At 45.9% G+C, this 23336-nt stretch carries 19 protein-coding genes and 1 other annotated feature; of the genes, 2 read left to right on the forward strand and 17 right to left on the reverse strand.

Annotated elements, in window-relative coordinates; genetic code table 11:
* The 7 genes from FQV26_RS11180 to FQV26_RS11210 form a co-directional block, all read right to left on the reverse strand.
* The coding region (locus FQV26_RS11180; protein WP_146557551.1) for a VanW family protein at positions 1–1377 on the reverse strand (1377 nt) is incomplete at its 3' end.
* Positions 1370–1777 (reverse strand): MFS transporter, encoded by a 408-nt coding sequence (locus FQV26_RS11185; protein ID WP_146557552.1) that lies wholly within the window; start codon positions 1775–1777, stop codon positions 1370–1372. The genes FQV26_RS11185 and FQV26_RS11180, both read right to left, overlap by 8 nt.
* A 34-nt stretch (positions 1778–1811) precedes the next feature.
* Positions 1812–3314, reverse strand: coding sequence for a hypothetical protein (locus tag FQV26_RS11190; RefSeq protein ID WP_146557553.1), 1503 nt, complete (start codon positions 3312–3314; stop codon positions 1812–1814).
* 20 nt (positions 3315–3334) lie between these two features.
* Positions 3335–3808, reverse strand: a complete 474-nt coding sequence (locus FQV26_RS11195; RefSeq protein WP_186759762.1) for a PulJ/GspJ family protein — start codon at positions 3806–3808, stop codon at positions 3335–3337.
* Between the two features lie 5 nt (positions 3809–3813).
* Entirely contained in the window at positions 3814–4410 is a 597-nt protein-coding gene (locus FQV26_RS11200) for a type IV pilus modification PilV family protein (RefSeq protein WP_146557555.1), read from the reverse strand.
* Between the two features lie 216 nt (positions 4411–4626).
* Positions 4627–6330, reverse strand: a complete 1704-nt coding sequence (locus tag FQV26_RS11205) for a sensor domain-containing diguanylate cyclase (protein ID WP_146557556.1) — start codon at positions 6328–6330, stop codon at positions 4627–4629.
* Positions 6331–6381: 51 nt separating this feature from the next.
* Entirely contained in the window at positions 6382–7569 is a 1188-nt protein-coding gene (locus FQV26_RS11210; RefSeq protein WP_146557557.1) for a bifunctional folylpolyglutamate synthase/dihydrofolate synthase, read from the reverse strand.
* 72 nt (positions 7570–7641) lie between these two features.
* Between FQV26_RS11210 and FQV26_RS11215 the strand changes: the two genes are divergently transcribed.
* Complete coding sequence (locus FQV26_RS11215) at positions 7642–8505, forward strand: ATP-grasp domain-containing protein (RefSeq protein ID WP_146557558.1); 864 nt, start codon at positions 7642–7644, stop codon at positions 8503–8505.
* Positions 8502–9299: an ATP-grasp domain-containing protein gene (locus FQV26_RS11220; protein ID WP_146557559.1), complete on the forward strand. Its 798-nt coding sequence runs from the start codon at positions 8502–8504 to the stop codon at positions 9297–9299. Before FQV26_RS11215 ends, FQV26_RS11220 begins: the two co-directional genes overlap by 4 nt.
* A 247-nt stretch (positions 9300–9546) precedes the next feature.
* On the opposite strand, the gene FQV26_RS11225 is transcribed toward FQV26_RS11220, so the two are convergent.
* The 10 genes from FQV26_RS11225 to lon all read right to left on the reverse strand — a co-directional run bounded on the left by FQV26_RS11225 (position 9547) and on the right by lon (position 23209).
* Positions 9547–12180, reverse strand: a complete 2634-nt coding sequence (locus FQV26_RS11225) for a valine--tRNA ligase (RefSeq protein WP_146557560.1) — start codon at positions 12178–12180, stop codon at positions 9547–9549.
* 50 nt (positions 12181–12230) lie between these two features.
* Positions 12231–12452: a binding site (T-box leader), on the reverse strand.
* Between the two features lie 21 nt (positions 12453–12473).
* The gene (locus tag FQV26_RS11230; protein ID WP_146557561.1) at positions 12474–13523 is read right to left on the reverse strand and encodes an AbrB family transcriptional regulator; all 1050 of its coding nucleotides are present in this window, start codon (positions 13521–13523) and stop codon (positions 12474–12476) included.
* A gap of 167 nt (positions 13524–13690) precedes the next feature.
* On the reverse strand, positions 13691–14980 hold the full coding sequence (gene hemL, locus FQV26_RS11235) for a glutamate-1-semialdehyde 2,1-aminomutase (RefSeq protein ID WP_146557562.1): 1290 nt from the start codon (positions 14978–14980) through the stop codon (positions 13691–13693).
* Positions 14977–15960: a porphobilinogen synthase gene (gene hemB, locus FQV26_RS11240; RefSeq protein WP_146557563.1), complete on the reverse strand. Its 984-nt coding sequence runs from the start codon at positions 15958–15960 to the stop codon at positions 14977–14979. Before hemB ends, hemL begins: the two co-directional genes overlap by 4 nt.
* Positions 15957–16658, reverse strand: a complete 702-nt coding sequence (locus tag FQV26_RS11245) for a uroporphyrinogen-III synthase (protein WP_146557564.1) — start codon at positions 16656–16658, stop codon at positions 15957–15959. The genes hemB and FQV26_RS11245 overlap by 4 nt, the downstream gene beginning before the upstream one ends.
* Positions 16651–17580 carry a hydroxymethylbilane synthase gene (gene hemC, locus FQV26_RS11250; RefSeq protein ID WP_146557565.1) on the reverse strand — a complete coding sequence of 310 codons (930 nt, stop codon included), beginning with the start codon at positions 17578–17580 and terminating at the stop codon, positions 16651–16653. Before hemC ends, FQV26_RS11245 begins: the two co-directional genes overlap by 8 nt.
* 17 nt (positions 17581–17597) lie before the next feature.
* Positions 17598–18428: a cytochrome c biogenesis protein CcsA gene (gene ccsA, locus FQV26_RS11255; RefSeq protein ID WP_146557566.1), complete on the reverse strand. Its 831-nt coding sequence runs from the start codon at positions 18426–18428 to the stop codon at positions 17598–17600.
* A gap of 84 nt (positions 18429–18512) precedes the next feature.
* A complete protein-coding gene (hemA, locus tag FQV26_RS11260; protein WP_146557567.1) occupies positions 18513–19886 on the reverse strand; it encodes a glutamyl-tRNA reductase in 1374 nt (457 codons plus the stop codon).
* Positions 19887–20303: 417 nt separating this feature from the next.
* Positions 20304–20885, reverse strand: a complete 582-nt coding sequence (gene yihA / locus FQV26_RS11265) for a ribosome biogenesis GTP-binding protein YihA/YsxC (protein ID WP_142827692.1) — start codon at positions 20883–20885, stop codon at positions 20304–20306.
* Positions 20882–23209: an endopeptidase La gene (gene lon, locus FQV26_RS11270; RefSeq protein WP_146557568.1), complete on the reverse strand. Its 2328-nt coding sequence runs from the start codon at positions 23207–23209 to the stop codon at positions 20882–20884. The genes yihA and lon overlap by 4 nt, the downstream gene beginning before the upstream one ends.
* Between the last annotated feature and the right edge of the window lie 127 nt (positions 23210–23336).

Here is a 23336-nt window from a genome sequence, read left to right on the forward strand (position 1 = left end):
CGGTACGTCATGGATGCCATCACCATTCCCATCAATAAACCCGGGTTGGCCGGCTATCGGAACTGTAGGCGTTGCCGCAACGCCATCGTGGACGCCGTCTCCATTCACATCAACAAAGCCAGGTTGACCTGCTGTCGGAACAGTCGGCGTCACCACTGGACCGTCATGGATTCCATCTCCATTCGCATCAACAAAAACAGGTTCGCCAGCGACCGGCACTGTAGCTTCCGGTGCAGCCGGCTGACTCAATGGATAAACTTCCACACGATGGACAGGCGGATAGAAATCGTTTGATACGGCCTCGACTTCCACTGCCTCGTCACCTTTCAGGATGGTCCGAATGACATTCAGGCGTTTTCCTGACCGCCCTTTTTCTTCGACTTGATTGCCGCTCGTCACAAACGCACTGTATTGTTTGATCAATCGCGGATCGATGTCCGTTTCTTCCGTAATGCCAATTGCGTAGGTGTATAGGAACGGATAGCCACTGATTGACGCATTTAAGGAATCACCCGCCTTTGACATATTCAATGTGAATGAACTGCTGTTTGGATTCGTGAAAACAAAGTCGATGCCAAGTGAACGATTGATGGCAGCTTCCTGTCCAAGCGGAATTTCAGCTGGCACCTGCGAACCAATGCTGCGCTCATTCACTTCAAAGTTTGTCTGCAGCAATGCGCCGTAAATGGTTGAAGCGATTTGCGTCAATTCTCCATCGCTGATATCCGTCAATGGCAGTTCCGTTATATATTCAAGAAATGAAAAACGGCTGCCGGGCGCCAATTGGATCCCGTCCAAAGCATCTATAATGGTCGAATTGTCCTGGCTTGAAAATGTCGCTGGAAAGACAACATCCGCGACTTTTTCACGGTTCAAACTCAAGCTGTCGTCGCTGATAGCAACTTGTGTTTTTGTCTGCCCGGCCTGAAGTGCTGTCTCCAGCTTTTGATTGATGGCTTCCACATCTGCCTCAGAAAAAGCGGCAATTGGGAAATGTTCTGTTAAAAAAGCTCTTGTCGTATCTACGGACAATTGAAAAACAAAACTGTTCTGAGAACCCGTTTCAGCGTTCCTAACGGTTTCATCCAAAAGGATTTCTGCATTCTCAAGCGGATACACTGCGGTCGCATCCTGATAAGCTACATGAAGCTCAGCGCCTTCCCGCCATGTTTCCGACTGCCCAGCAAACAACATTTTGGCAGACTCCACTTCCATATTGGAGACATCGGTCGTGCCGATATACGTGTTATCACCGAATTCTTCGGTAGGAAACAGCCAATTATCCACGGCATAAGCGCCGGCATTGGTGGCTCCGAATACGAAAACCGCCAAGCCGAATATGCCTGCAAAAATCAATCCAAATAATTTATTATCCACGGGTAATCTCCTCTCGATCAGCTTCGATCGACTGCATGCCGAACGGTTTCGGCTTTTCAGACGGCTCTATCGCTGCTGGTGTCTCTTCTGGTGTCGCCAAATACGTTTTCGCTTTTTGCAGCTTTTGTTCGCGGCGCTCTTCTGCAAGCCGCTGCTTTTCCTGCTGTTCTTTTTCGACTAGCTTCATATACACGAACGCGGCAAGAAATGACACGCCGATTAAAGCCAAAGCCACAAAGTACCAAGGGTATGTTCCCTGCATTAAAATCGCAACTCCTGCAGCGGCGACTCCACCACCGGCAACGGTCATCCGCTTCATAAGCGGTACCTGTTTAAAAAGTAAATAAGCAAGCGGCAAAACCACTGCCGCAAGAATGATGAATAGTAGTATGCGTATCATGAAAATCCTCCTAAACTCTTACTATATTGTCGAATCAGTAATCGACTTCGAAATCAAAATCCGTATCGATTACAATCGGTGATGAAATTGGAACCGTTTGGGTGCTCTTGATGGAGATTCCGCAGTTTTCCAAAAATGTTGCGTAGTTAGTGTTTCTTTTAACGTATAAAGCTGTCCGGTTTACAGCATCTGTTCCTGTGAGCTTGAATGTCTTCGAAGCATCTGAAGAATAATAAATGATCATTCCGCTATTGGTTACTTCAATAGTAGAAGCCAATCGATCCAAATCTGTCTGGCGAATTCTGTCTATGTCCATACAAAGCCTCGAGTAGTTATCGATTTGGAATTGTCCGCCTACATACAAGCGCGCATCGTTTCCACTTTCATTTCCGAGCACCATCAAATTGGTGTAGTACAAGTTTTTGATGTTCCCGCCAATTTCCATTTCCTTTAGGACAATGGTTTGCTTAGACATATTCTTCCCTAAGTTGTTCATGTTCTGCCCTGTGCTCAATGTGCCATTGATAATCAAGTTTCCGTTCACCAAGTTATTCATATTGCTTGTGGCGCCTGCATCGGTGGCTTTTACTACAACATTAGTCCCCAGAAAATCAATAGAGTTGCAGTTTGAAGTACAGACATTCTTCTGAAAATCATCAACATGCACCCAAAAATCGACAGGGTTTTTCCCAGCAGCTTTAACTTTCGCTATAAACACGGATAATTGTTGATCTCCGGTCATTTTGCATTCGTATGGTGCAATTGCTGTATCTGCGATGACGTTCGTCAGCAAGGTATCACAGGATTGCGTGGGCGATGCCAATTTGAAAATATCCCGATAAGCAGCATCTTCTTTACCTGAAATGATTTCCTGGTCCACGTTGTATACTTCACCCGGATTCAAAAACGAAGCAGGAATATTCACGGTAAACAAGGAGTTTAACGTTTTAGGGGAACTTAGCGAAGTTCCTTCTACTTCCATCTTCAATTCCAAGATACCTTTGTTCACTATCCCATCAATCAAGGCATTGCTGAGCGTTGTCAGTTCAGCATCCGTATAAGTAACGTTCAAGAGTTTCCATGTTTCTGGTGTGTACTTAGTTTGGGTGGAAGTGAACGGTTCCGTTGCTGTTCCATTGATTTTGATTAATTCATTGACTTTGATCAGAATCTTTTTCACGTAGAGCTGCTTCATTTGAAGATCTATGCTTTGTTCCCAGGATTTCCGTTCAGCTGAAGTATCACAAGCCGCTTTATTGCTGGAATACAAGCAAGCAACAATTTTATCCAATTCCAAACGAGTCTGATTCAGTACTTCCTGTTTAATCAGATCAAGTGATCTTTCAAAATCGGTCGAATAATAGAGAACTCCCATTTCAGCAGCAGCTATCGATTGATTCGAGAGATCCACCGCCTTTTCCTGTTTGGCATTATTGAGCGAACCGGCCAAGAAAGTCGCAGAGATGCCCAATACTAAAACGGTTAGCAATAAAACCATTACTAATGCATAGCCCTTTTCATTTCTCATGTATATCATCGTCTGCTCCCCTTTTGGTCCTAATTGGTTAAAATTCTTGTTAGGGTTGTTTTGACTTCAACGGACCTTGTAGGTTTAATGGCATCGGCCACCTTCAAAACTAGGTTTACATGCTTGGTCTTCGGATCAATTTTTGTTAACGGATCCCAGCTTGTAAGCGGTATCCCATCAATTGTTCCGCTGTAAAGATAATTGGAATCGGTCAGACGTGCAAATCCTTCACACACAATACCGGCAGGAGAGTCATTGCAGGTTTGTATCTCAAGCGTAGTGCCGCTTGTTTTTAAATAATAATGATCATTTCTCCGATGTTCGTTGATGAGTTTGGTTACGATCAAGTTCGCTTCTTGCTGCAGCTGGGTTTTGCTGGTTTCGACCGCTGTATGTTTAAAGCCGATTGACAGCGCATTCCAGGCGATTGCCGCTATAACGGAGACCAACATCAGCGCGGCAAGCAATTCGACTAAGGTAATCCCTTTTTGATTCAACTTCAACTTACTCAACCTCCTGGCTTTTTAGCCGTATACCGGATATAAGAATAGGTCTCGCTGCTCATCTGATAACTGCCAGTTGTTGAACTCTTATTACTGAAAACCCTTAAATGGACTTTGTATAATTTAATCCGGTCTCCTTCTGCGCACGGCACCTTTGTTCCCGCTCCGCTTGCTACAGGGTCTTTTAATAAAAAAGGTTCGCATTGCAAGTACATATCCACTACATAGCGGTACTCTCCTTCTTTTGTATATCGGACAAAGGAGTTAGCAGTGTAAGGTGTTGCAGCAGCAGAATTCGCTATGTCCTCGTTGTATCCTGAAGCTTGCAATTGGTTTTTTATTTTTTCTTTATCAAGAAACTGAGGTTCTAATGACGTTGGATCGGTCGGACTGGTGACTAAAATTTTCTCCCATTTAGATGCCTTCACAATTTCAGCCATTTCCTGCCTAGCTAAGTTCATGGTATCCAGTTTGGTTTCGGTCTTCGCGTTAAATAAGGTCATTTGAGGGAATATGGACATGATGCCAATGAACAGAATGCCCAATATGACGACTGCTGCCAGCACTTCAACTAAGCTTAATCCTTTATCATTCATGTTCATCAATTCCTTCCACCCAAACACACATGAATATATACCTTTTTATTCCTATTAAAGGAATCTTTATATCTAAATTTAACTTAGCTACATTATTACATTCTTTCTATCCTAATGAACAGTGTTTTCTCATGAATTTCACTGAAATTACTAAAAATATTAACAAACTAATATTCAAAATAGGAAAAAAGACTACAGCCGGGCATTAGCCCGTCCGTAGTCTCATTTTGAATATGCTGCCACTTTATTTCGTCCTGCCTGTTTCGCTCCAATATAGAGGGCGCGGTCTGCATTGCGGATCAGGGACATGCCTTCGTCACTGTCATCCGGAGCTGTGGAAACACCGATGCTTAAAGTGATGTGGATAATTTGCTGCTGCCGGTCTGCTTCAAGATCGCTTTCAATCAGAAAATCATGCTTTTCAATGCGCCGCCGCAAGTTTTCTGCGAGGAGCATAGCCAAATCCTTGCTGTAGTCCTGGAGCAGCACGACAAATTCTTCGCCGCCATAACGGGCGATGGTCCCTTCGTTTCCGATTTCTTCTCTCAGAATATCGGCCAGTTGAACGAGGATGTCGTTTCCGCTCTGGTGTCCGTAGCGGTCATTAATGCTTTTGAAATGATCGATGTCCATCATAACCAAAGATAGTTTTTCCATGCGGCCTTCGTTCATTTCGACAATGCAGCTTTCCAAACTTTCGTCCAGGTAGCGGTAATTATATAATTTGGTCAAGCCGCAGCGTTCACTTTTCGCAATGACCTTTTGCATATATCCTGCCTTTTCAAGCGATACAGCAAAATAGGTACTGAGGATTTCCAAAATCTGCAGCTGGTGTTTGGCAAAAGCGTATTTCTTTTTCGAAGCCAGCACCAATACACCTTCTGTTTTGTTGTTGCGGGCAATCGGTGTCGCCATCAAGCTTTCCGTATCTTTCGGAAGATTCCCTGTCATCAAGTGTTGCCACTGGCTTTTTTCGTCGTAAATAAAAGAGTCATTCGTAATTATTACTCGCCCTGCAATCCCTTTATTGTAAGGAATGGAGGCAATCTTGCGGCCTTGTAATTGATTGTTTTCATAAATTCTCAGCATCTGCTGCTGGCCATCGCGGTAATCGATGACATAGGCATACTCAACTTTGAACATTTTGGCGACTTGCACGACAAACTGATCGAGCACTTCTGCCGTTTCGAGGTGATCGGCAAGTTGATGGCCGATTGCTCCGGCTTTCTTCAAGTCAATATTGACTTGCTCCGAGTTGTTGTACATTTTCAGCACAGCGCTCATGATAAAGAATGGAACGCCCAGCAAAATCAGTGCTTCTATGCCAATATAAGATTCGAACATATACAGGGCAATGGCATAAGGGAAAATCACCAGCATCAAGGCAAAATCCCATTTGGCATCAACGGAAAAAAATTTGCTGCGATTGCCGGTCGTATAATCATAGAACTGATAAATGACTTGATTGCTCAAGACCGAAACCACTTGAAAAACCAAACCATATACGATGACATGAGACAGCTCCAAAGATCCAATTTGTCCGCCCGCTGCCATATAGGCAAGGCCGGCAATTAATGAAACCAGAAAAAACATCAAGGAATTTAACGGGATCCGCAATGACTGCGCTTCATTTGTGCGGCTTCGGTATAATACAATCAACATGGATAACTGGGAAACCAGCATTTCGATAAAGATTCCATATTTCAGAAACAGCGCGACCGTCACCCATTGCACCAAAAACGTTGAAGCACCATTGATGTTCATCGGCATCGAACTCATCAAGACAAAAAACAATACATAGGCTGCTAAATTCCAGGGATTTGCTACAGAAGGCGGGAAAAGAGTATAGACAAGCACTAAGCCTGCTGGAACGATCAACGCCCATAAACACCAAAGAATTTTTTTTCGTGTACTATCCCTCCCCATACCATCTCCCCTTCCTCTAACAAAGTAATTGCTTATTAAAGACCTTAATTGCTAACTTTGGTAATGCTTAAAAAACGAATGATTAGGACTTCTTAGCAAAGCTAAGAGATGCAAAGAACCTGTGACTATAGTCACTTCTTTTTCACTAGATACAGGTAATATATCATATAAATTTGTAATTGTCTTTCTTTTACTTCTGCTTTCTTGAAATAAACTTTCAGCTGGCATAGCACGCTCGTTTTTAAAATCAATAAAAGTAAAATGGTCGCTCACCGTTTCCAATTGCCTGAGGACGTTTTGGTAATCTTTGTCTTTAAAGATACCCATGACTATGTGGATCGGCTGTTCCGGAAAATTTTCTTTTATCGTCTCAACTAGCGCATCGATACTCGCTTTGTTATGAGCACCGTCAAAAATGACTCCTGGATATACTTCTTCGAACCGATATGAGAGAACAGCCGATTCGAGACTTTTCAACGCTTTTTCCTCACTGTAATCGGTACGAAGCAATTCTTTTGCCGCTTCTATCGCTAAACTTGCATTCTTTTTTTGATGCGCCCCTTTTAGTTTCAAAATGACATCTATTGTTTGGTGCAGACAGATCACTTCAGCATGTAGGCTGTCAGCGGTTTGCTGTACAATGTTCATTGCCTCTTGAGGCAACTCCCCGACAACCACCGGCTTCCATTTTTTGATGATCCCTGCTTTATGGCGGGCAATTTCTTCTATTGTATTTCCGAGAAAGTGAGTATGATCAAAAGAGATCGATGGAATAATCGAAATCTCAGGATTGATGACGTTGGTGCTGTCTAGTGCTCCACCCATCCCTGCTTCGATGATGGCAAAATCAGGCGCACGTTGTTGAAAAACGAGCAGGGCAGCAGCAGTCAAAAGCTCAAAATCAGTCAACGGTGTTTTTACCTCGCTCAAGCGTTCCATAACTGCACCGAGTTCTTCCCGACTGACAGGTTCACCGTTGATCTGAATTTGATCATGCAGATCTTCAATGCAGGGCGAATAGAAATTGCCGACACTGTGGCCATGTGCTTGCAGGATTGCCGATAAAAAGGCAGCTGTGGAACCTTTGCCGTTGGTTCCTGCCAAATGAATGAACCTGCCGCTCCTATGTGGGTTATCCAGCTCGGCTAAAGCAGAGGTGATTGCTTCCAAACCCGGATGGATAGCGGAATCTGTATATATATTCCATTTACTTTTATATTGTTCAAGTCCGATTATCATAATGAAGCCTCTTTTCCGCAGTAAACGTGATACACTTTTTGAGTATGATTATAGCACGAAGGTGGAATGGATATGACGAGTTGTTGGGTGATTTACAATGGAAGCTTAGTTTCCGATAAATTTGCAGACCAAGCCAGGCTTGTTGCCGAAGCGGCAGTAAGAGCAGGTATAGACGTAAAAATCATGAAAAACTACGAAACTGTTATGGATTTATCAGTTAATTTAAGTATACCTGATTTTGCAATATTATTGGATAAAGATATATTGCTTGGATATTTTTTGAAGAGCCGCGGCGTAACCGTTTACAATGATCCGGCCGTTATCGATTTATGCGACAATAAAGCTACCCAATACGTCCAATTGGCAGCACAAGGACTGCCGATGCCTCGGACCATCGTCGCGCCAAAAGTCTATCCGAATTTCTCCATCATGGATTCGGGTTATTTTGAACAGGTCATCGACCGGCTGACACTGCCGATGATTATTAAAGAAGGCCACGGCTCTTTTGGCATGAAGGTCTATTTGATTGAAACCGAAGAGCAATTTTACGAAAAAGTCGATAGCCTTCGAGGCATCGATTTCGTTTTCCAGGAATTTATCGCTTCCAGCCGGGGACGTGACATTCGCGTCAATATTGTTGGCGGCCGAATCGTCGCCGCCATGTACCGGCATTCGGAAACAGATTTCCGCGCCAATATCACCAATGGCGGAGTGGCATCCCCCATCGAGTTGACCACTGCCCAGGAGAAACTCGCACTCGCTGCCGCTGATGCAGTCGGAGCAACGTTTGCCGGTGTAGATCTGCTTTTCGGTAAAGATGAGCAGCCTTTAGTATGCGAAGTGAATGCCGCTGCTCACATACGCAATATCCTGAACGTCACGGGAATCAATGTCGCAGATGCCATGATCGCTTATATAATGGAGGACTTAGCATGAAACTTCTCTATGAAACAACCGATGCTAAACGCAACCACGGATTTATAGAAGAACTTCAGCGTATCGGAGATTTCGAATTGGTTAAATGGGACGACTGGAGTGAAAAAGGTGTTGCATTGCTAGTGGATAAATTAGACGGTGAAACCGTACTTTTCCGTGCACGTCGCCCTGAAGCAGCTCGCTATTTGGAAGACCACGGCATTTACTTGGTCAACCGCGCCGAGGTCAACCGCATCGCCAACGACAAATGGCAAAGTTATCAACTATTCCTTTTGCTGGGTGTTCCCGCAATTCCAACTTACCGGGAAGCGATTAATTTTCCGTGCGTCGCCAAAACAGCAAACGGCCACGGCGGTTCAGAAGTATGGCTCGTCAGATCCGCTGAACAACTGCCAGTTGCCACTTCCCCGCTCATTTTCCAGCCGGTCATCGAGCACGAAGCAGACATTCGAGCTTACGTCATCGGCACAGAAGTCGTCGGTGCCGTAAAACGCAGCGGCAGCAGCTCTTTCAAATCCAACTACTCGCTTGGAGGAAATGTTGAAAAATACACACTCACCGCCGCTCAGGAAAAAGATGTTCTGCGGATCGCCCGCGCTTTGAACAGTGATTACGTCGGCATCGATTTTTTGCTGCTGGAAGACGGACAGCATCTGTTCAATGAAATTGAAGATCCTGTCGGCGCGCGTTCGTTTTACGACACGCATGAGGAAAACATTGCAAAACTGGTAGTGGAACATTTACAGAAACTCGAAAAGCATGCACCATTTCGGCGTGAAGATCGGCCGAAGTAGGAGTGTGCTAATATAAATCGCTTTGGTCGCTTTGGGCATGACTTACACGCTGAACCAGGAAGAGCACCTGGTTTACCGCTCCGTATGCTGCGACCTTAATGATCTCCAAAGGTTTGTTCCATACTTTTCTCATTTTGCCAACAAAATTCAAGTTGTTTTTTATAGAGTAGCTGCACTGGTCACTTCTTAGTAGAAAGAGAAGACAAAAAAACCGCTCTCCCGTTTGGGAAAGCGGTTTTTGCATATTTTACAAGTTCTGCAATTCTTCGATGCGTTTTTCAACCGTTGCGTGCTTCTCCACGTAATCGGCCTGCTTCGCACGTTCTTCCGCGACAACTGCTTCAGGTGCTTTGGAAACAAAGCGTTCGTTCGACAATTTGCCGCTGACGAGCTTCACTTCTTTCGCCCATTTTTCCAGTTCCTTGTTCAGACGCGCTAGCTCTGCATCGATGTCGATCAAGCCTTCTAGCGGCATAAACAATTCAGCACCCGACACCACAGCGGACATCGATTTTTCTGGTGCTTCAATGTTTTGGCCAATCGTCAATGTTTCCGGATTGCAAAAGCGTTCGATATAAGCAGCATTTGCTTCAAGCACTGCGTGCGTATTCGCGTCTTTTGCTGAAATCGTCAATGGTACTTTTTTGCTCATCGGCGACTGCACTTCTGAACGGATGGTCCGTACGGAGCGGATCACGTCCATCAACAGCTTCATGCTTGAAGACTGGCTTTGGTCCGTCAAGGAATCATCCACTGCTGGCCATGCCGCAATGGTGATCGATTCCCCTTGATGCGGAAGGTTCTGCCAAATCTCTTCCGTAATGAATGGCATGAACGGATGCAAGAGACGCATCGTGTTGTCCAGAACATAAGCAAGAACCGAACGCGTCATTTTCTTCGCTTCTTCGTCTTCGCCGTATAATGGCAGTTTCGACATTTCGATGTACCAATCACAGAAATCATCCCAGATGAAGTTATAAAGGGAGCGTCCCACTTCACCGAACTCATAGCGTTCTGCCAGTTCCGTCACTTGTTCGATGGTTTCATTCAAACGAGTCAGAATCCACGAATCCGCTACGGATTTCTTGCCGGACAAATCGATTTGGTCGTAAGTCATGCCTTCCATGTTCATCAACGCGAAACGGGAAGCGTTCCAGATTTTATTGGCAAAGTTCCAAACAGATTCCACCTTGTCGTTTGAGTAGCGAAGATCCTGCCCTGGAGACGATGCTGTTGCCAGGAAGTAGCGCAGCGAATCCGCTCCGTATTCTGAAATGACATCCATTGGATCGACTCCATTGCCGAGCGATTTGGACATTTTGCGCCCTTCCGCGTCACGCACTAAGCCGTGGATCAATACGTCTTTAAACGGTTTTTCACCGGTGAATTCGAGTGCCTGGAAAATCATCCGGGAAACCCAGAAATTGATGATGTCATAGCCTGTAACCAACGCATCGGTCGGATAGTAGCGACTCAAATCATCGTTTTCCTCTGGCCAGCCGAGTGTCGAGAATGGCCATAAGGCAGATGAGAACCATGTATCCAGAACGTCTTCGTCCTGCGTCCAGTTTTCAGCGTCAGCCGGCGCTTCGTGGCCTACATAAATTTCATTTGTTTCGTTGTGATACCAGGCCGGAATCTGATGTCCCCACCAAAGCTGGCGAGAAATACACCAATCGCGGATGTTTTCCATCCAGTGCAGATAGGTTTTCTCGAAACGGTCCGGTACGAAATTAACGCCCGCATCCGTTTTCTGCGCTTCTACTGAAGCAGCTGCCAAAGGCTTCATATCTACAAACCATTGCGTGGACAGGTAAGGCTCAACCACTGCCCCGCTACGCTCTGAATGGCCAACTGAATGCAGGTGCTCTTCGATTTTGAACAGTACATCCATGTCCTGTAAGTCTTTGATGATTTGCTTGCGGCATTCGAAACGGTCTAGCCCTTCGTATTTGCCGGCGTTCTCGTTCATCGAACCGTCTTCGTGCATGATCAAAACGCGCTCCAGGTTGTGGCGATTTCCGATTTCAAAGTCATTCGGGTCGTGTGCTGGTGTAATCTTCACAGCTCCGCTTCCGAATTCCATGTCCACGTAATCGTCTGCGATGATTTCCATTTCACGGCCGATGATTGGCAGAATGATTTTCTTCCCGATCAAATGCTGGTAGCGCTCGTCTTTCGGATGAACCGCAACCGCTGTATCGCCAAGCATCGTTTCCGGACGCGTTGTCGCGATTTCAATATGGCCGCTGCCGTCTGCGAGCGGATAACGCATATGGTAAAACGCACCTTGTACGTCTTTATAGATAACTTCAATATCGGAAATGGCGGTTTTCGTCGCCGGATCCCAGTTGATGATGTATTTGCCGCGGTAAATGAGCTTTTTCTCATACAACTTCACGAACACTTCACGAACCGCTTTTGACAAGCCCTCATCCAATGTAAAACGCTCACGGGAATAATCAAGGCCAAGTCCGAGTTTTGACCACTGCTCACGGATATGTCCCGCGTATTGGTCTTTCCATTTCCACGATTCTTCAAGAAACGCTTCACGCCCCATATCGTAGCGTGAACGCCCTTCTTCTTTCAGCTTGCCTTCTACTTTCGCCTGCGTTGCAATGCCGGCATGGTCCATTCCTGGCAGCCATAACGCGTCAAAGCCCTGCATGCGTTTCATGCGCGTCATGATGTCCTGCAAAGTTGTGTCCCAGGCATGCCCTAAATGCAGCTTGCCGGTAACGTTCGGCGGGGGAATTACAATGGTATACGGTGTTTTGCCGCTTTCCGGTTTGGCTTCGAAGAATTTGTTGTTGACCCACCAATCGTAACGCCCTTTTTCAATCGATTGCGGATCGTACTTGGTCGACATTTGTTCAGTCATTGGAATTCCTCCTCTAATTTCTGGCAGAACGCAAAAAACTCCTATCGTCTGTAAAGGACGAAGGAGTTTTTCGCGGTACCACCTTTATACACAGGTCCACTTGCAGACCTGGCTCTCAAGTTACATAACGGATGTTAAGTCCGGTTCCCGCTACTCGTTTCACGGCAACTGCTCCGAGGTGACATTCAAATAGGTGTTCATGAAAACCTCTCACCACTCGGTCTTCTCTCTGAAATGCACACACATTCTACTATCCTCATCAACGCATGAATATCTAATTACTTTCATTGTACTCAATATCCGCTTTTAGCGTCAAGTTTTTTTACAATGAACGAAACCAGCGGCGCCGCCACCAACAGGATAAAGAACAGGCGGAACAGCTGAAACCCAGTAATAAGAGCCACATCGCCACCTACTGCCAGTGCCGTAATCGCCATTTCCGCAATGCCGCCAGGGGCAGCACTGAGGAAGAAGTCGAGGAATAAGTATTCGGGAAGCCACTCCGATAAGATAAACGCGATGAGAACAGTAAAGCTGATAAGCAATACATTGTTCAATACAATCGCAGCGCCGAGCCGGAGCGTCAGCTTATCTCCGATGCCTTCCATCTGTAAGCCAAGGTTCGCTCCGATGCATACTTGCGCGATTGCAATGAGCCAGTACGGCATATCAATCAGGACATCGCCAGAAACAGTCTGCACGACCGCCAGCGTCAGTATCGGCGCCAGCAGTTCGGCAGCCGGAAAGCCAATCCTTTTCATGCCTGCGTAAAGTGCCCACCCGACAACCAACGCTAGAACGAATAGCATGGGTGAAAAAGCAAAAAGCTGCTGCTCCATCTCTCCTGCGCCTCTGCCATTCAGAAAAATCGTCAGGAACGGCACAATGGTCACCACCATAAAGATCCGAATGGTCTGCATCATTGTCACGACCGTAATGTTTGCCGAAGGAACGTCCTCTGCTATGACCACCATTTGTGCCAAACCGCCGGGAATTGAACCAAGCAAACTCGTCGACAGGCTTTCATGAACCATGCGTTTGAACAGCAGTCCGAGCCCTATGGATAATGCCACAACTGATAGCGTCATAAACGCCATATAGGGCAAGTCCACCGCCATTAATAACACCGCATCTCGTGTAAACGATGAACCGATCTGCACGCCGAGCATCACCAGACCCGCTGTCCGCAATACTTTGGGCCAGTAGAGAGGAAGCTTTGTGAATTGGTTGACCAATAAAAGCGCGAACATCGGCCCAAGCAGCCATGGCAGGAACATGCCGATTGCTTCAAACACCGCGCCAGCCGAAGCAGCGATAATCGCTGTCATTATAAATGCTCTCACAATCATCCCTCTTTTCCCGTTCCGGCTATTTGATTCCATGTTACACGAAATTGCAAGATGAGTGGACATCAGCAAGAGAATTTCTATCCTCTTCCAGGCTCACCTTGAACAAAATTCAAATAAAAAAAGCTAAGTCACCTGGAAAATCCAGGTGACTTAGCTTTTTTTTATGAACGAGCCAATTTGGCAAATACAGTATGGAATGCTTCCACGGTTTTTGCAATATGCTCTTCCGTATGGGCAGTCGATAGGAACATGCCTTCAAATTGGGAAGGCGGCAGGAAAATGCCTTCTTCCGCCATCAAGCGGTAGTAATCTGCGAACAATTCCGTGTCCGAAGTTTTCGCTGTCTCGAAATCGACAACCTCTTCATTTGTAAAGAAGAACCCGATCATCGAGCCTGCACGGTTGACCGTATGCGGGATATTGTATTTCGTCGCCGCTTCCCGGAAACCTTTTTCAAGCTGATCGCCGCGCTCAATAAAAACATCGTAGCTTTCTTCCGTCAAGCGGGACAGGGTTTCAAAGCCTGCACGCATAGCCAGCGGATTCCCGGACAAGGTACCTGCCTGGTAAATCGAACCGCTTGGTGCCACCTGCTGCATGATTTCACGTTTGCCGCCGAACGCGCCGACCGGCAAACCGCCGCCGATAACTTTGCCTAAGCAAGTCATGTCCGGTGTTACGCCGAAATGACCTTGCGCGCAATTATAGCCTACACGAAAACCAGTCATTACTTCATCAAAAATCAGGATCGTGCCGTTTTCGTGCGTCAAATTGCGAAGCTCCGTCAAGAAGCCTTCATTTGGCGGCACAACGCCCATATTGCCGGCAACGGGCTCTACGATGACTGCAGCCAAGTCGTCGCCGTATTCCTGGAAAGCTAAACGCACGCTTTCGAGATCGTTATAAGGAACCGTAATGGTGTTTTTTGCAACTGAGGCAGGAACACCCGGTGAATCTGGCAAGCCTAAAGTCGCAACGCCGGATCCTGCTTTGATCAATAGGCTGTCGCCATGGCCGTGGTAGCAGCCTTCGAATTTCAGGATTTTGTCGCGGCCGGTATAACCTCGTGCCACGCGCAAGGCGCTCATCGTCGCTTCTGTTCCAGAAGAAACCATGCGCACCATTTCGATTGATGGGACACGTTCCATCACCAGTTTCGCCATTGTATTCTCGAGTTCAGTCGGTGCGCCGAATGAAGTTCCAAGCGCTGCCGTTTCCTGAATTGCTTTGACCACTTCTGGATGGGCATGGCCCAAAATCAGCGGTCCCCATGAAAGGACATAGTCGATATACGTATTGCCGTCAATATCCTTGATGGTTGCTCCGCTGCCGGATTGCATGAAAATCGGATCCATATTAACTGACTTAAAGGCGCGGACCGGGCTGTTGACACCGCCCGGCATTAATTTTTTAGCTTCCGTGAATGCTGCTTTTGAATTTTCGTATGTCATTTATTTCCCTCCAACCAGCGTGCTGCATCTTTAGCGTGATACGTCATCACAATATCCGCTCCTGCGCGTTTCATGCTAAGTAGTGTTTCCAAAACGATTTTCTCTTCATCGATCCAGCCGTTCGCCGCAGCCGCTTTGACCATGGCGTATTCGCCTGAGACGTTATAAGCAACAATCGGAATATCGAAATTATCACGGACTTCACGGATGATGTCCAAATAGGACAAAGCCGGTTTGACGATCATGAAGTCAGCGCCTTCCTGGATATCAGAAGTGGCTTCACGCAAAGCTTCCATGCGGTTTGCCGGATCCATCTGATAGGTTTTGCGGTCGCCAAATTGAGGTGTGGAGTGAGCCGCTTCCCGGAAAGGTCCATAATAAGCGGATGAATACTTTACGCCATAAGACATAATGGGTGTATTTTCAAATCCGGCTTGGTCCAAACCGTAACGGATTGCCGCTACAAAGCCATCCATCATATTCGATGGTGCAATAATATCCGCTCCAGCTTTTGCCTGAGATACAGCAGTGCGTGCAAGCAGATCTAGTGATTCGTCGTTTAGAATCACACCATTTTCGATTACGCCGCAATGGCCGTGGTCGGTATATTGGCACAGACATGTATCTGCAATGACGACGAGTTCAGGATGACGCTCTTTCGCAAAACGAATCGCTTCCTGAGTAATGCCATGGTCGTGATAAGCTTGTGAACCTACTGCATCTTTTTCGTTCGGCACACCGAAAAGGATAACGGAAGGGATTCCAAGATCCACGACTTCGTCAAGTTCTTCGCCTAATTTATCCATTGAAAAATGAAAAACACCCGGCATTGACGAAATTTCTTCCTTGATGTTTTCGCCTTCCACTACAAAAATCGGATAAATGAAATCCTCTTTATGTAAGCTTGTTTCGCGGACCATTGACCGGATATTAGCGGAACCGCGCAAACGGCGATGACGGTTAAAATTCAATTCTTTCATTTCGACAAACTTCCTTTCGCTATTTCATTGATGACATCCATATAAGTATATTTCTTTGGGGTAAAATCGACAGTTCCGCCGTTTGCCTGAATGGCCTGCTGTGTAACATGGCCTATGGCAGCGGTGCGGATTTCTGACCAGTCTCCTCCCGCCTGCCGATACGCAGACACGGCAGAAGGACTGGCAAAAAGGATGATGACGTCTTTCAGGTGTATCAGTTTTTCAGCATTATCCTTCTTGAAAATGGTATCGTAAACGGTCCATTCATCCACTTGAATCGGCATCGAGGCCACGGTATTTTTCGCCAATGCGCCTTTGATGAACAAACATTTGGCATCCCCGGCAACAGCCGGAAACTCCTGGACAAATCGATCGGCACTGAAAATCTGCGGAATAAAATCGACGTTGTAGCCTTGCTGCTGCAAAACTAGAGCCGTCCCTTCGCCTACCGCCGCAATTTTTGCCGTCACATTCTCATGTAGTTGGCAAAACGCTTCAGCGCTGGTGCGGCTTGTAAAAATCAGCCAGTCATAACTATTCAAATCGGGCTTTTCCGACTGGCGAATTGAAGTTCCGATAAGCGGCAGGTAAAGCGTCTTCGCTCCAAACGACTTTGCGTGAAGCATCGCCTCTACCGGTTCTCTGGAACCGGTGAATACGACCGTTTCACCTTCGAGCAGTCTTTCTTTCTCAGACATTGCTCTCAGCTTTAACGCGTTGAATCAGATCATAGCCACCCTGTGTACTGATTTTCTCAGCCACTACACGACCAGCTTCAATCGGATCCCGGCTGATGGCCATTTCCTTGAACACTTGATCGGCTTCTGGTGAAGAAATCAGACCCGTGAACGTAATTTCACCGTCATTCACAGTCGCATAGCCCGCAATCGGGACTTGGCAGCTGCCATCCATATCCCGAAGGAATTTACGTTCTGCGTTGACTGCCAAAGCAGTGTTTTCGTCATTGATTTTAGCCAGTTCAGTCAAAAGCTCTGTGTCTTCTTCACGGCATTCGATCGCAAGTGCACCTTGTCCGATAGCCGGAAGGCATTCATCAACTTCCATGAATTCCGTAACCAGATCATCTTTCCAGCCCATCCGCTTCAAACCGGCAGCAGCCAAAATAATGGCATCAAAATCACCAGCCTTCAATTTCGCCAGGCGTGTATCAATGTTGCCGCGGATCCACTGGATATCAAGGTCCGGACGCAGCAGCAAAAGCTGTGAACTGCGGCGCAGGCTGCTTGTTCCAACAACTGCTCCAACCGGTAGCTCCATCAATTTCACGTGGTCGTTTGCAATATACGCATCGCGCGGGTCTTCGCGGTCAGGAATACAGCCGATTACAAGGCCTTCGGGCAATACAGAAGGCATGTCCTTCATGCTGTGGACAGCAAAATCAATTTTGCGGTCAAAAAGTGCCTGTTCGATTTCTTTGACAAACAAGCCTTTGCCTCCGACTTTCGATAGCGTTACATCAACGATGCGATCGCCTTTAGTGACAATTTCCTTGATCTCAAACTCAAAAGGTGCTCCCGCTGCTTTTAATTTATCAATGAATTGATTGGTTTGCGTCAACGCCAGCTTGCTTCTTCTCGAACCTACAATAATTTTTCTCAAATGAATCCTACCTTTCTTTAATACCAAAAATGAAATTCAGATAAACGGCTGCCTAAAAAGAAATTAATCAGCAGCAATAAAAATGCATACATATGGGCCAATGCGTAATTCATGCCATTCAATGAGCCTTTACGGTGCCACCAAAGCACGAAGCTGTAGACGACCAACAAAATGAACGATCCGACAATCTTCATGTCGAGCAGCGAAAATTCAGCGAGCGAAATATATGCCCATTGCAGACCCAGTACCAGTGACACGAACAGCAAGGAAATACCGACCAAAATTGAAATCGTCATGAATTGCTGCGTTTGGCCAAGCGACGGCAGATTTGCCCATTGTTTCGTCATTTTCTTTTGCTTCAGCATTCTGTACAAAATCATATGAAGAGCGGAAAAGACAAATGACAAGGAGAAAGCCACATAAGATAAAATTGCAAAACTGATATGAATAAACAGCAGCTCCGAGACAAGTGCTTCTCCGACTGGCGACCGCTCGATCTGAACCGGAGCAAAAGTATGGATCGTCATGAAGATAAATCCAATGATATTGATGAAAAACACAGCAAAATCAAACCGGTAAAAAATCCTCAAAACGATCGACAATGTCACCAGCAGCCAGGCGTAGAAATATATGCCCTCGAACAAGGTCAATATCGGAAATCGCTGAGTCTCAAAAATATACAGCCCCAGGAAGATTGTCTGCAATACCCACACTATCCCGAGCAGCGTCATAGCAATCCGGCTGGCTTTCTTTTCTTTATATAAGTAGTCTATAAAATAAAAAACAAGGCTGACAGCATATAGAATAACCATAGCTTCGTGCAGCCTTGCCATTGTTACATCAGCCATCCCATTCCCCTTCGTTTCCATAGTTAAAGGCGCTCCGTATCTACATTTTAACATATAGATTCGAAAACGCCTCTTTGAGAAAGCTTAAAATGAATATCCGGGAGTTTCAGTTGTTGATTTTTGGGTGTTAAGAACGGCTTTATCCGTTTTCTTTTGCGGTGCTTTCGACTGTTTTTCTATTTCGATTTCGACTTCCTCTTCGATTCCGAAGATTTGCATGAACAACTCCAACTGCTCGCGGGATTTAGGCGCGCCGCCCATTTCCTTCGCCTGCAAAATCGGATCTTTCAGCAATTGATTGATAATCGATTTGGTATGCTTGTTGAGGATTTTCTTTTCACGTTCAGTCAGATCCGGCATTTTGTTTTCAATGCTTGCCATTGTCTCGGCCTGTATGCCAAGTGCTTTTTGGCGAAGCGCAGAAATAACCGGAACCACACCAAGTGTTGTCAGCCATTCGTTGAAATGCTGTGCTTCCTGATCGATCATGGTCATGATTTGGCCAGCTGCGCGTTCGCGCTCTGCCAAATTGGCTTCCACAATTCCTTGCATATCATCAATGTCGTACAAGAAGACATTCGGCAAATCGCCGATGCGTGGATCCATATCACGCGGAACCGCAATATCTACCATGAATAACGGCTTGCCTTTACGGATCTTTTCGACAAACTGCATCAATTCAAGGTCGATGACAAAGTCTGTCGATCCTGTTGAGGAAATCAGGATATCCGCTTCAAGCAAAGCACATTGCAATTGGTTCAATGGTTTTGCATTGCCGCCGAATTTGTCAGCTAATAGTTCAGCCTTCTCAAACGTCCGGTTGATGACAGTTATGCGGTCAGCACCGCTTCCTTGAAGGTTCTTAATCGCCAATTCGCCCATTTTTCCGGCACCTAAAATTACGACATGCTTGTTTTTTAGCGTGCCAAAAATCTTCTTGCCAAGTTCAACCGCTGCGTACGACACAGAAACCGCGTTTTCGCCAATAGCTGTCTCAGAATGCGCTTTTTTTGCCAATGTCACGGCCTGTTTGAATAACTGGTTGAATACTGTACCTGTGGTTCCGTGTGCCTGGCCTGCAAGAAAACTGTTTTTTACTTGCCCCAGAATCTGAGTTTCGCCTAAGACCATCGAATCGATGCCAGCCGTTACACGGAATAAGTGTTCAACCGCTTCATCCTGCTCATGAACAAATAAATATTGGGAAATCGCCTCTTGCGGCAGACCAAAATAATCAGCAAGAAACTGCTTCACATAATACTTGCCCGTGTGAAGCTGATCCACGACCGCATAGATTTCCGTCCGGTTACAGGTGGAAACTATGACGTTCTCTAATATGCTTTTTTGTTCTTTCAACGCCTGCATCGCCTGTGGCAGCTCATTTTCAATAAATGACAGCTTTTCACGAATCTCCACGGGTGCAGAGCGATAATTAACCCCAACTACTAATGTATGCATGGGTACAAAACACCTTTCACGTTCAATATTTCATCTGTATTAAGTATACCACTTTTATGGTTTATTATGCTCTCGAATTTGTGAACAAGGCATGAATATAACGCTTAATTATAATTATTATAAACTAATACTAGCAAAGGAGTTTCACGTCTACAAGTATAACGCTCTTAGTCGGAATTGACTGTTAACTTATCTAAATAAAGGTTGAAGAAATCGTTTCACACGGACGCTTTCTTATCAGTAGTCAAACCTCTTTCTCCTCGAGATTCCGAGAGAACAGAATAAGCAAGGAGCCTAAAGGGCTGCTTTCCTTTCCAGCGCTCGCTGTTACAAATTTTTTAGAACGAGGAAATACATAAGCAATAAGTTTTTTCGTCAATAAAAAAAGCACAACCCGAAGGCTGCGCTTTGATTTCTTTACATTCTGCTTTCGATTTCTTGCCATGCTTCGTCTTTCCCCAGTCCGGTTTCGGATGAGAAAACAATCAATGGATCGGATTTGTCCATGTCCAAGGTGGTGCGGACAATTTTCTTGTGCTTGTCCCATTTTCCTTTTGGAATTTTATCCGCTTTGGTAGCGATGATGATGCAAGGAATTTCAAAATGCTTCATGAAGTCATACATCGCCACATCATCTTTGCTCGGTGGATGGCGCAAATCGACGATTTGAATGACTGCGCGCAATGGCTCGCGGTCCGTGATATAACGTTCAATCATTTTGCCCCATGCTTCACGTTCGCTCTTCGACACTTTAGCATAGCCGTATCCTGGAACATCGACATAGAACAGTTTTTCTTCAATTTTATAGAAGTTCAAAGTTTGTGTCTTGCCGGGTTTTGATGAAATGCGCGCCATGCTTTTACGCCCGATCATTTTGTTGATGAAAGACGATTTGCCGACGTTTGACCGCCCTGCTAAAGCGAATTCCGGGAGGCCATCCTCCGGATACTGATCCGGACGGACGGCACTGATTACTAGTTCTACATTATTAACCTTCATTCATTTTCTCCTTCCAAGGCAATTTCCAATGCCTCGTCTGCTTGAGAGACCAATTTAAAGGTCAGTTCTTCGCGGATTGTTTCTGGGATATCTTCCAGATCCCGCTCGTTATCAATCGGCAGGATGATGGTTTTGAGACCCGCACGGTGGGCACTCAAGGTTTTTTCTTTGATGCCGCCGATTGGCAGAACGCGTCCACGAAGCGTGATTTCACCAGTCATACCGACTTCACGGCGAATCGGACGTTTCGTTAAAGCGGAAACCAACGCTGTGGCAATGGTGATCCCTGCTGAAGGACCGTCTTTTGGAACAGCACCTTCGGGAACGTGGATATGAATATCATGCGATTCGTGGAAATTCGGATCTATGCCTAAAGATTCTGCTCGGGCCCGGACGAATGATAAAGCCGTCTGTGCAGATTCCTTCATGACGTCACCCAGTTTACCAGTCAATTGCAATTTGCCTTTTCCTGCAGACAGGGAAACTTCGATTTGAAGCGTATCGCCTCCAACAGTTGTGTAGGCAAGGCCAGTTGCGACGCCGATCTGATTTTCTGTTTCTGCCATGCCATAACGGAATTTACGTTTTCCAAGGTAAGACTCGACTTCTTCTGAGCCGACATTCACTTGCTCTTTTTCTTTTGAGATGATTTGCTTGGTCACTTTGCGGCAAATCGATGCAATTTGGCGTTCCAGTCCACGGACACCGGCTTCACGCGTATAGTAGCGGACGATATTGAGCAACGCTTCGTCTTCAAACTGCAGCTGCTCTTCCGTCAGGCCATGTTCCTTCAATTGTTTCGGTGCTAAGTGGTTTTTTGCGATCATCTGTTTTTCGGCTTCCGTGTAGCCGGCAATCGAAATGACTTCCATGCGGTCACGCAACGGCCCCGGAATCGATCCGAGGTCATTGGCTGTCGCAATGAAAAGAACATTCGAAAGATCATAAGTTTCTTCTACATAATGGTCACTGAATGAATTATTCTGCTCCGGATCCAATACTTCCAGCATCGCTGAAGACGGATCACCGCGGAAATCATTCGACATCTTATCAATTTCATCCAATAGGAATACCGGATTTACAGTTCCAGCTTTTTTCATCCCTTGTATGATACGCCCTGGCATTGCACCGACATAAGTCCGGCGATGACCGCGTATTTCCGATTCATCACGGACGCCGCCAAGTGATACACGGACGAAATTGCGATCCAATGATTCAGCAATCGATTTTGCCAAAGAGGTTTTACCGACACCTGGAGGGCCTACTAGACAAAGAATTGGACCGCGCAAAGAATTGGTCATCTGTTGAACAGCCAAATACTCAAGGACACGTTCTTTGACGCTCTCCAGTCCGTCGTGGTCACGGTCCAATACTTCTTCAGCGTATTTGATATCCAGACGATCTTCTGTTGCCTCCGACCAAGGAATTGTCACAAGCCATTCGATGTAATTACGGATAATGCCGCTTTCTGCTGCTGCAGAAGGCAGTTTTTCATAACGATCGAGTTCTTTCAAAGCTACTTTTTGAGTGGATTCCGGCATATCTGCTTCTTCAATCCGCTTTTTCAAGTCGACTACTTCAGCTGATTTGCCGTCTTTATCACCAAGTTCAGTTTGAATGGCTTTCATCTGCTCGCGCAAGTAAAATTCTTTCTGGGTTTGCTCCATCGCTTTTTTCACACGTAGATTGATCCGTTTTTCCAGATCCACTACTTCCTGTTCGCTGTGCAGACGCGTTATCAACAATTCTAATCGTTTACTGATATCGAAAGTTTCCAGCACTTCCTGTTTAGCAGCTACTTTCATAGAGAGATGAGAAGCGACCATATCCGCTAAACGGCCCGGCTCTTCAATGTCCGCTACGGTATTGTAGGTTTCCGTCGTCACTTTTTTGGAACTCTTTGCATAGTTCTCAAAATGCTCTAGGAGTAAACGCATCAAGGCATCTTGTTCTGCGTCTCTTTCGGTCTCGTCAGGGAAAGATGTCACTTCAACAACCGTAAAGTTGTCTGCTTCTTCGTAATTTTTCATTTGTCCGCGTTCTAAACCTTCAACCAATACACGAATCGTGCCGTTCGGTAACTTTAGCATTTGTTTAACATAAGCCAAAGTACCGATTTTATGAAGGTCGTCTTTTTCAGGCTGTTCAGTGCTCATATCTTTTTGAGTCGCCAAAAAGACGATATTGTCTTCAAGCAAGGCCTGTTCCAATGCAGCCACAGAACGTTCACGGCCGACATCTATATGCAGCACCATTGTCGGAAATACGAGCAAGCCTCGTAACGGTAATAATGGCACGCGTTTTGTAACTTTTTTCTTAGCCATGTGAAAAGTCACCTCCGGGAATATTTTCAACGTGAATCTGAAGCATTTGGGCTGTCGAGCCTTAATAAATGCTTTCGCTTTTCTTTGTCCAGCTGCAGCAGCCAGCTCCCTGAGTGTAAGCCACTCC

The sequence above is a fragment of the Planococcus sp. CPCC 101016 genome (assembly GCF_007859295.1).
Lineage (GTDB): Bacteria > Bacillota > Bacilli > Bacillales_A > Planococcaceae > Planococcus.

What these genes read in the sequence shown, in the direction of transcription:
- lon (WP_146557568.1), bottom strand. Translation starts at nt 23,209, where the DNA reads ATGGCTAAGAAAAAAGTTACAAAACGCGTGCCATTATTACCGTTACGA.
- hemL (WP_146557562.1), bottom strand. Translation starts at nt 14,980, where the DNA reads ATGACATACGAAAATTCAAAAGCAGCATTCACGGAAGCTAAAAAATTA.
- FQV26_RS11205 (WP_146557556.1), bottom strand. Translation starts at nt 6,330, where the DNA reads ATGGGGAGGGATAGTACACGAAAAAAAATTCTTTGGTGTTTATGGGCG.
- FQV26_RS11210 (WP_146557557.1), bottom strand. Translation starts at nt 7,569, where the DNA reads ATGATAATCGGACTTGAACAATATAAAAGTAAATGGAATATATATACA.
- FQV26_RS11190 (WP_146557553.1), bottom strand. Translation starts at nt 3,314, where the DNA reads ATGATATACATGAGAAATGAAAAGGGCTATGCATTAGTAATGGTTTTA.
- FQV26_RS11185 (WP_146557552.1), bottom strand. Translation starts at nt 1,777, where the DNA reads ATGATACGCATACTACTATTCATCATTCTTGCGGCAGTGGTTTTGCCG.
- hemB (WP_146557563.1), bottom strand. Translation starts at nt 15,960, where the DNA reads ATGAAAGAATTGAATTTTAACCGTCATCGCCGTTTGCGCGGTTCCGCT.
- hemA (WP_146557567.1), bottom strand. Translation starts at nt 19,886, where the DNA reads ATGCATACATTAGTAGTTGGGGTTAATTATCGCTCTGCACCCGTGGAG.
- FQV26_RS11245 (WP_146557564.1), bottom strand. Translation starts at nt 16,658, where the DNA reads ATGTCTGAGAAAGAAAGACTGCTCGAAGGTGAAACGGTCGTATTCACC.
- FQV26_RS11215 (WP_146557558.1), top strand. Translation starts at nt 7,642, where the DNA reads ATGACGAGTTGTTGGGTGATTTACAATGGAAGCTTAGTTTCCGATAAA.
- ccsA (WP_146557566.1), bottom strand. Translation starts at nt 18,428, where the DNA reads ATGGCTGATGTAACAATGGCAAGGCTGCACGAAGCTATGGTTATTCTA.
- FQV26_RS11225 (WP_146557560.1), bottom strand. Translation starts at nt 12,180, where the DNA reads ATGACTGAACAAATGTCGACCAAGTACGATCCGCAATCGATTGAAAAA.
- FQV26_RS11220 (WP_146557559.1), top strand. Translation starts at nt 8,502, where the DNA reads ATGAAACTTCTCTATGAAACAACCGATGCTAAACGCAACCACGGATTT.
- yihA (WP_142827692.1), bottom strand. Translation starts at nt 20,885, where the DNA reads ATGAAGGTTAATAATGTAGAACTAGTAATCAGTGCCGTCCGTCCGGAT.
- FQV26_RS11200 (WP_146557555.1), bottom strand. Translation starts at nt 4,410, where the DNA reads ATGAACATGAATGATAAAGGATTAAGCTTAGTTGAAGTGCTGGCAGCA.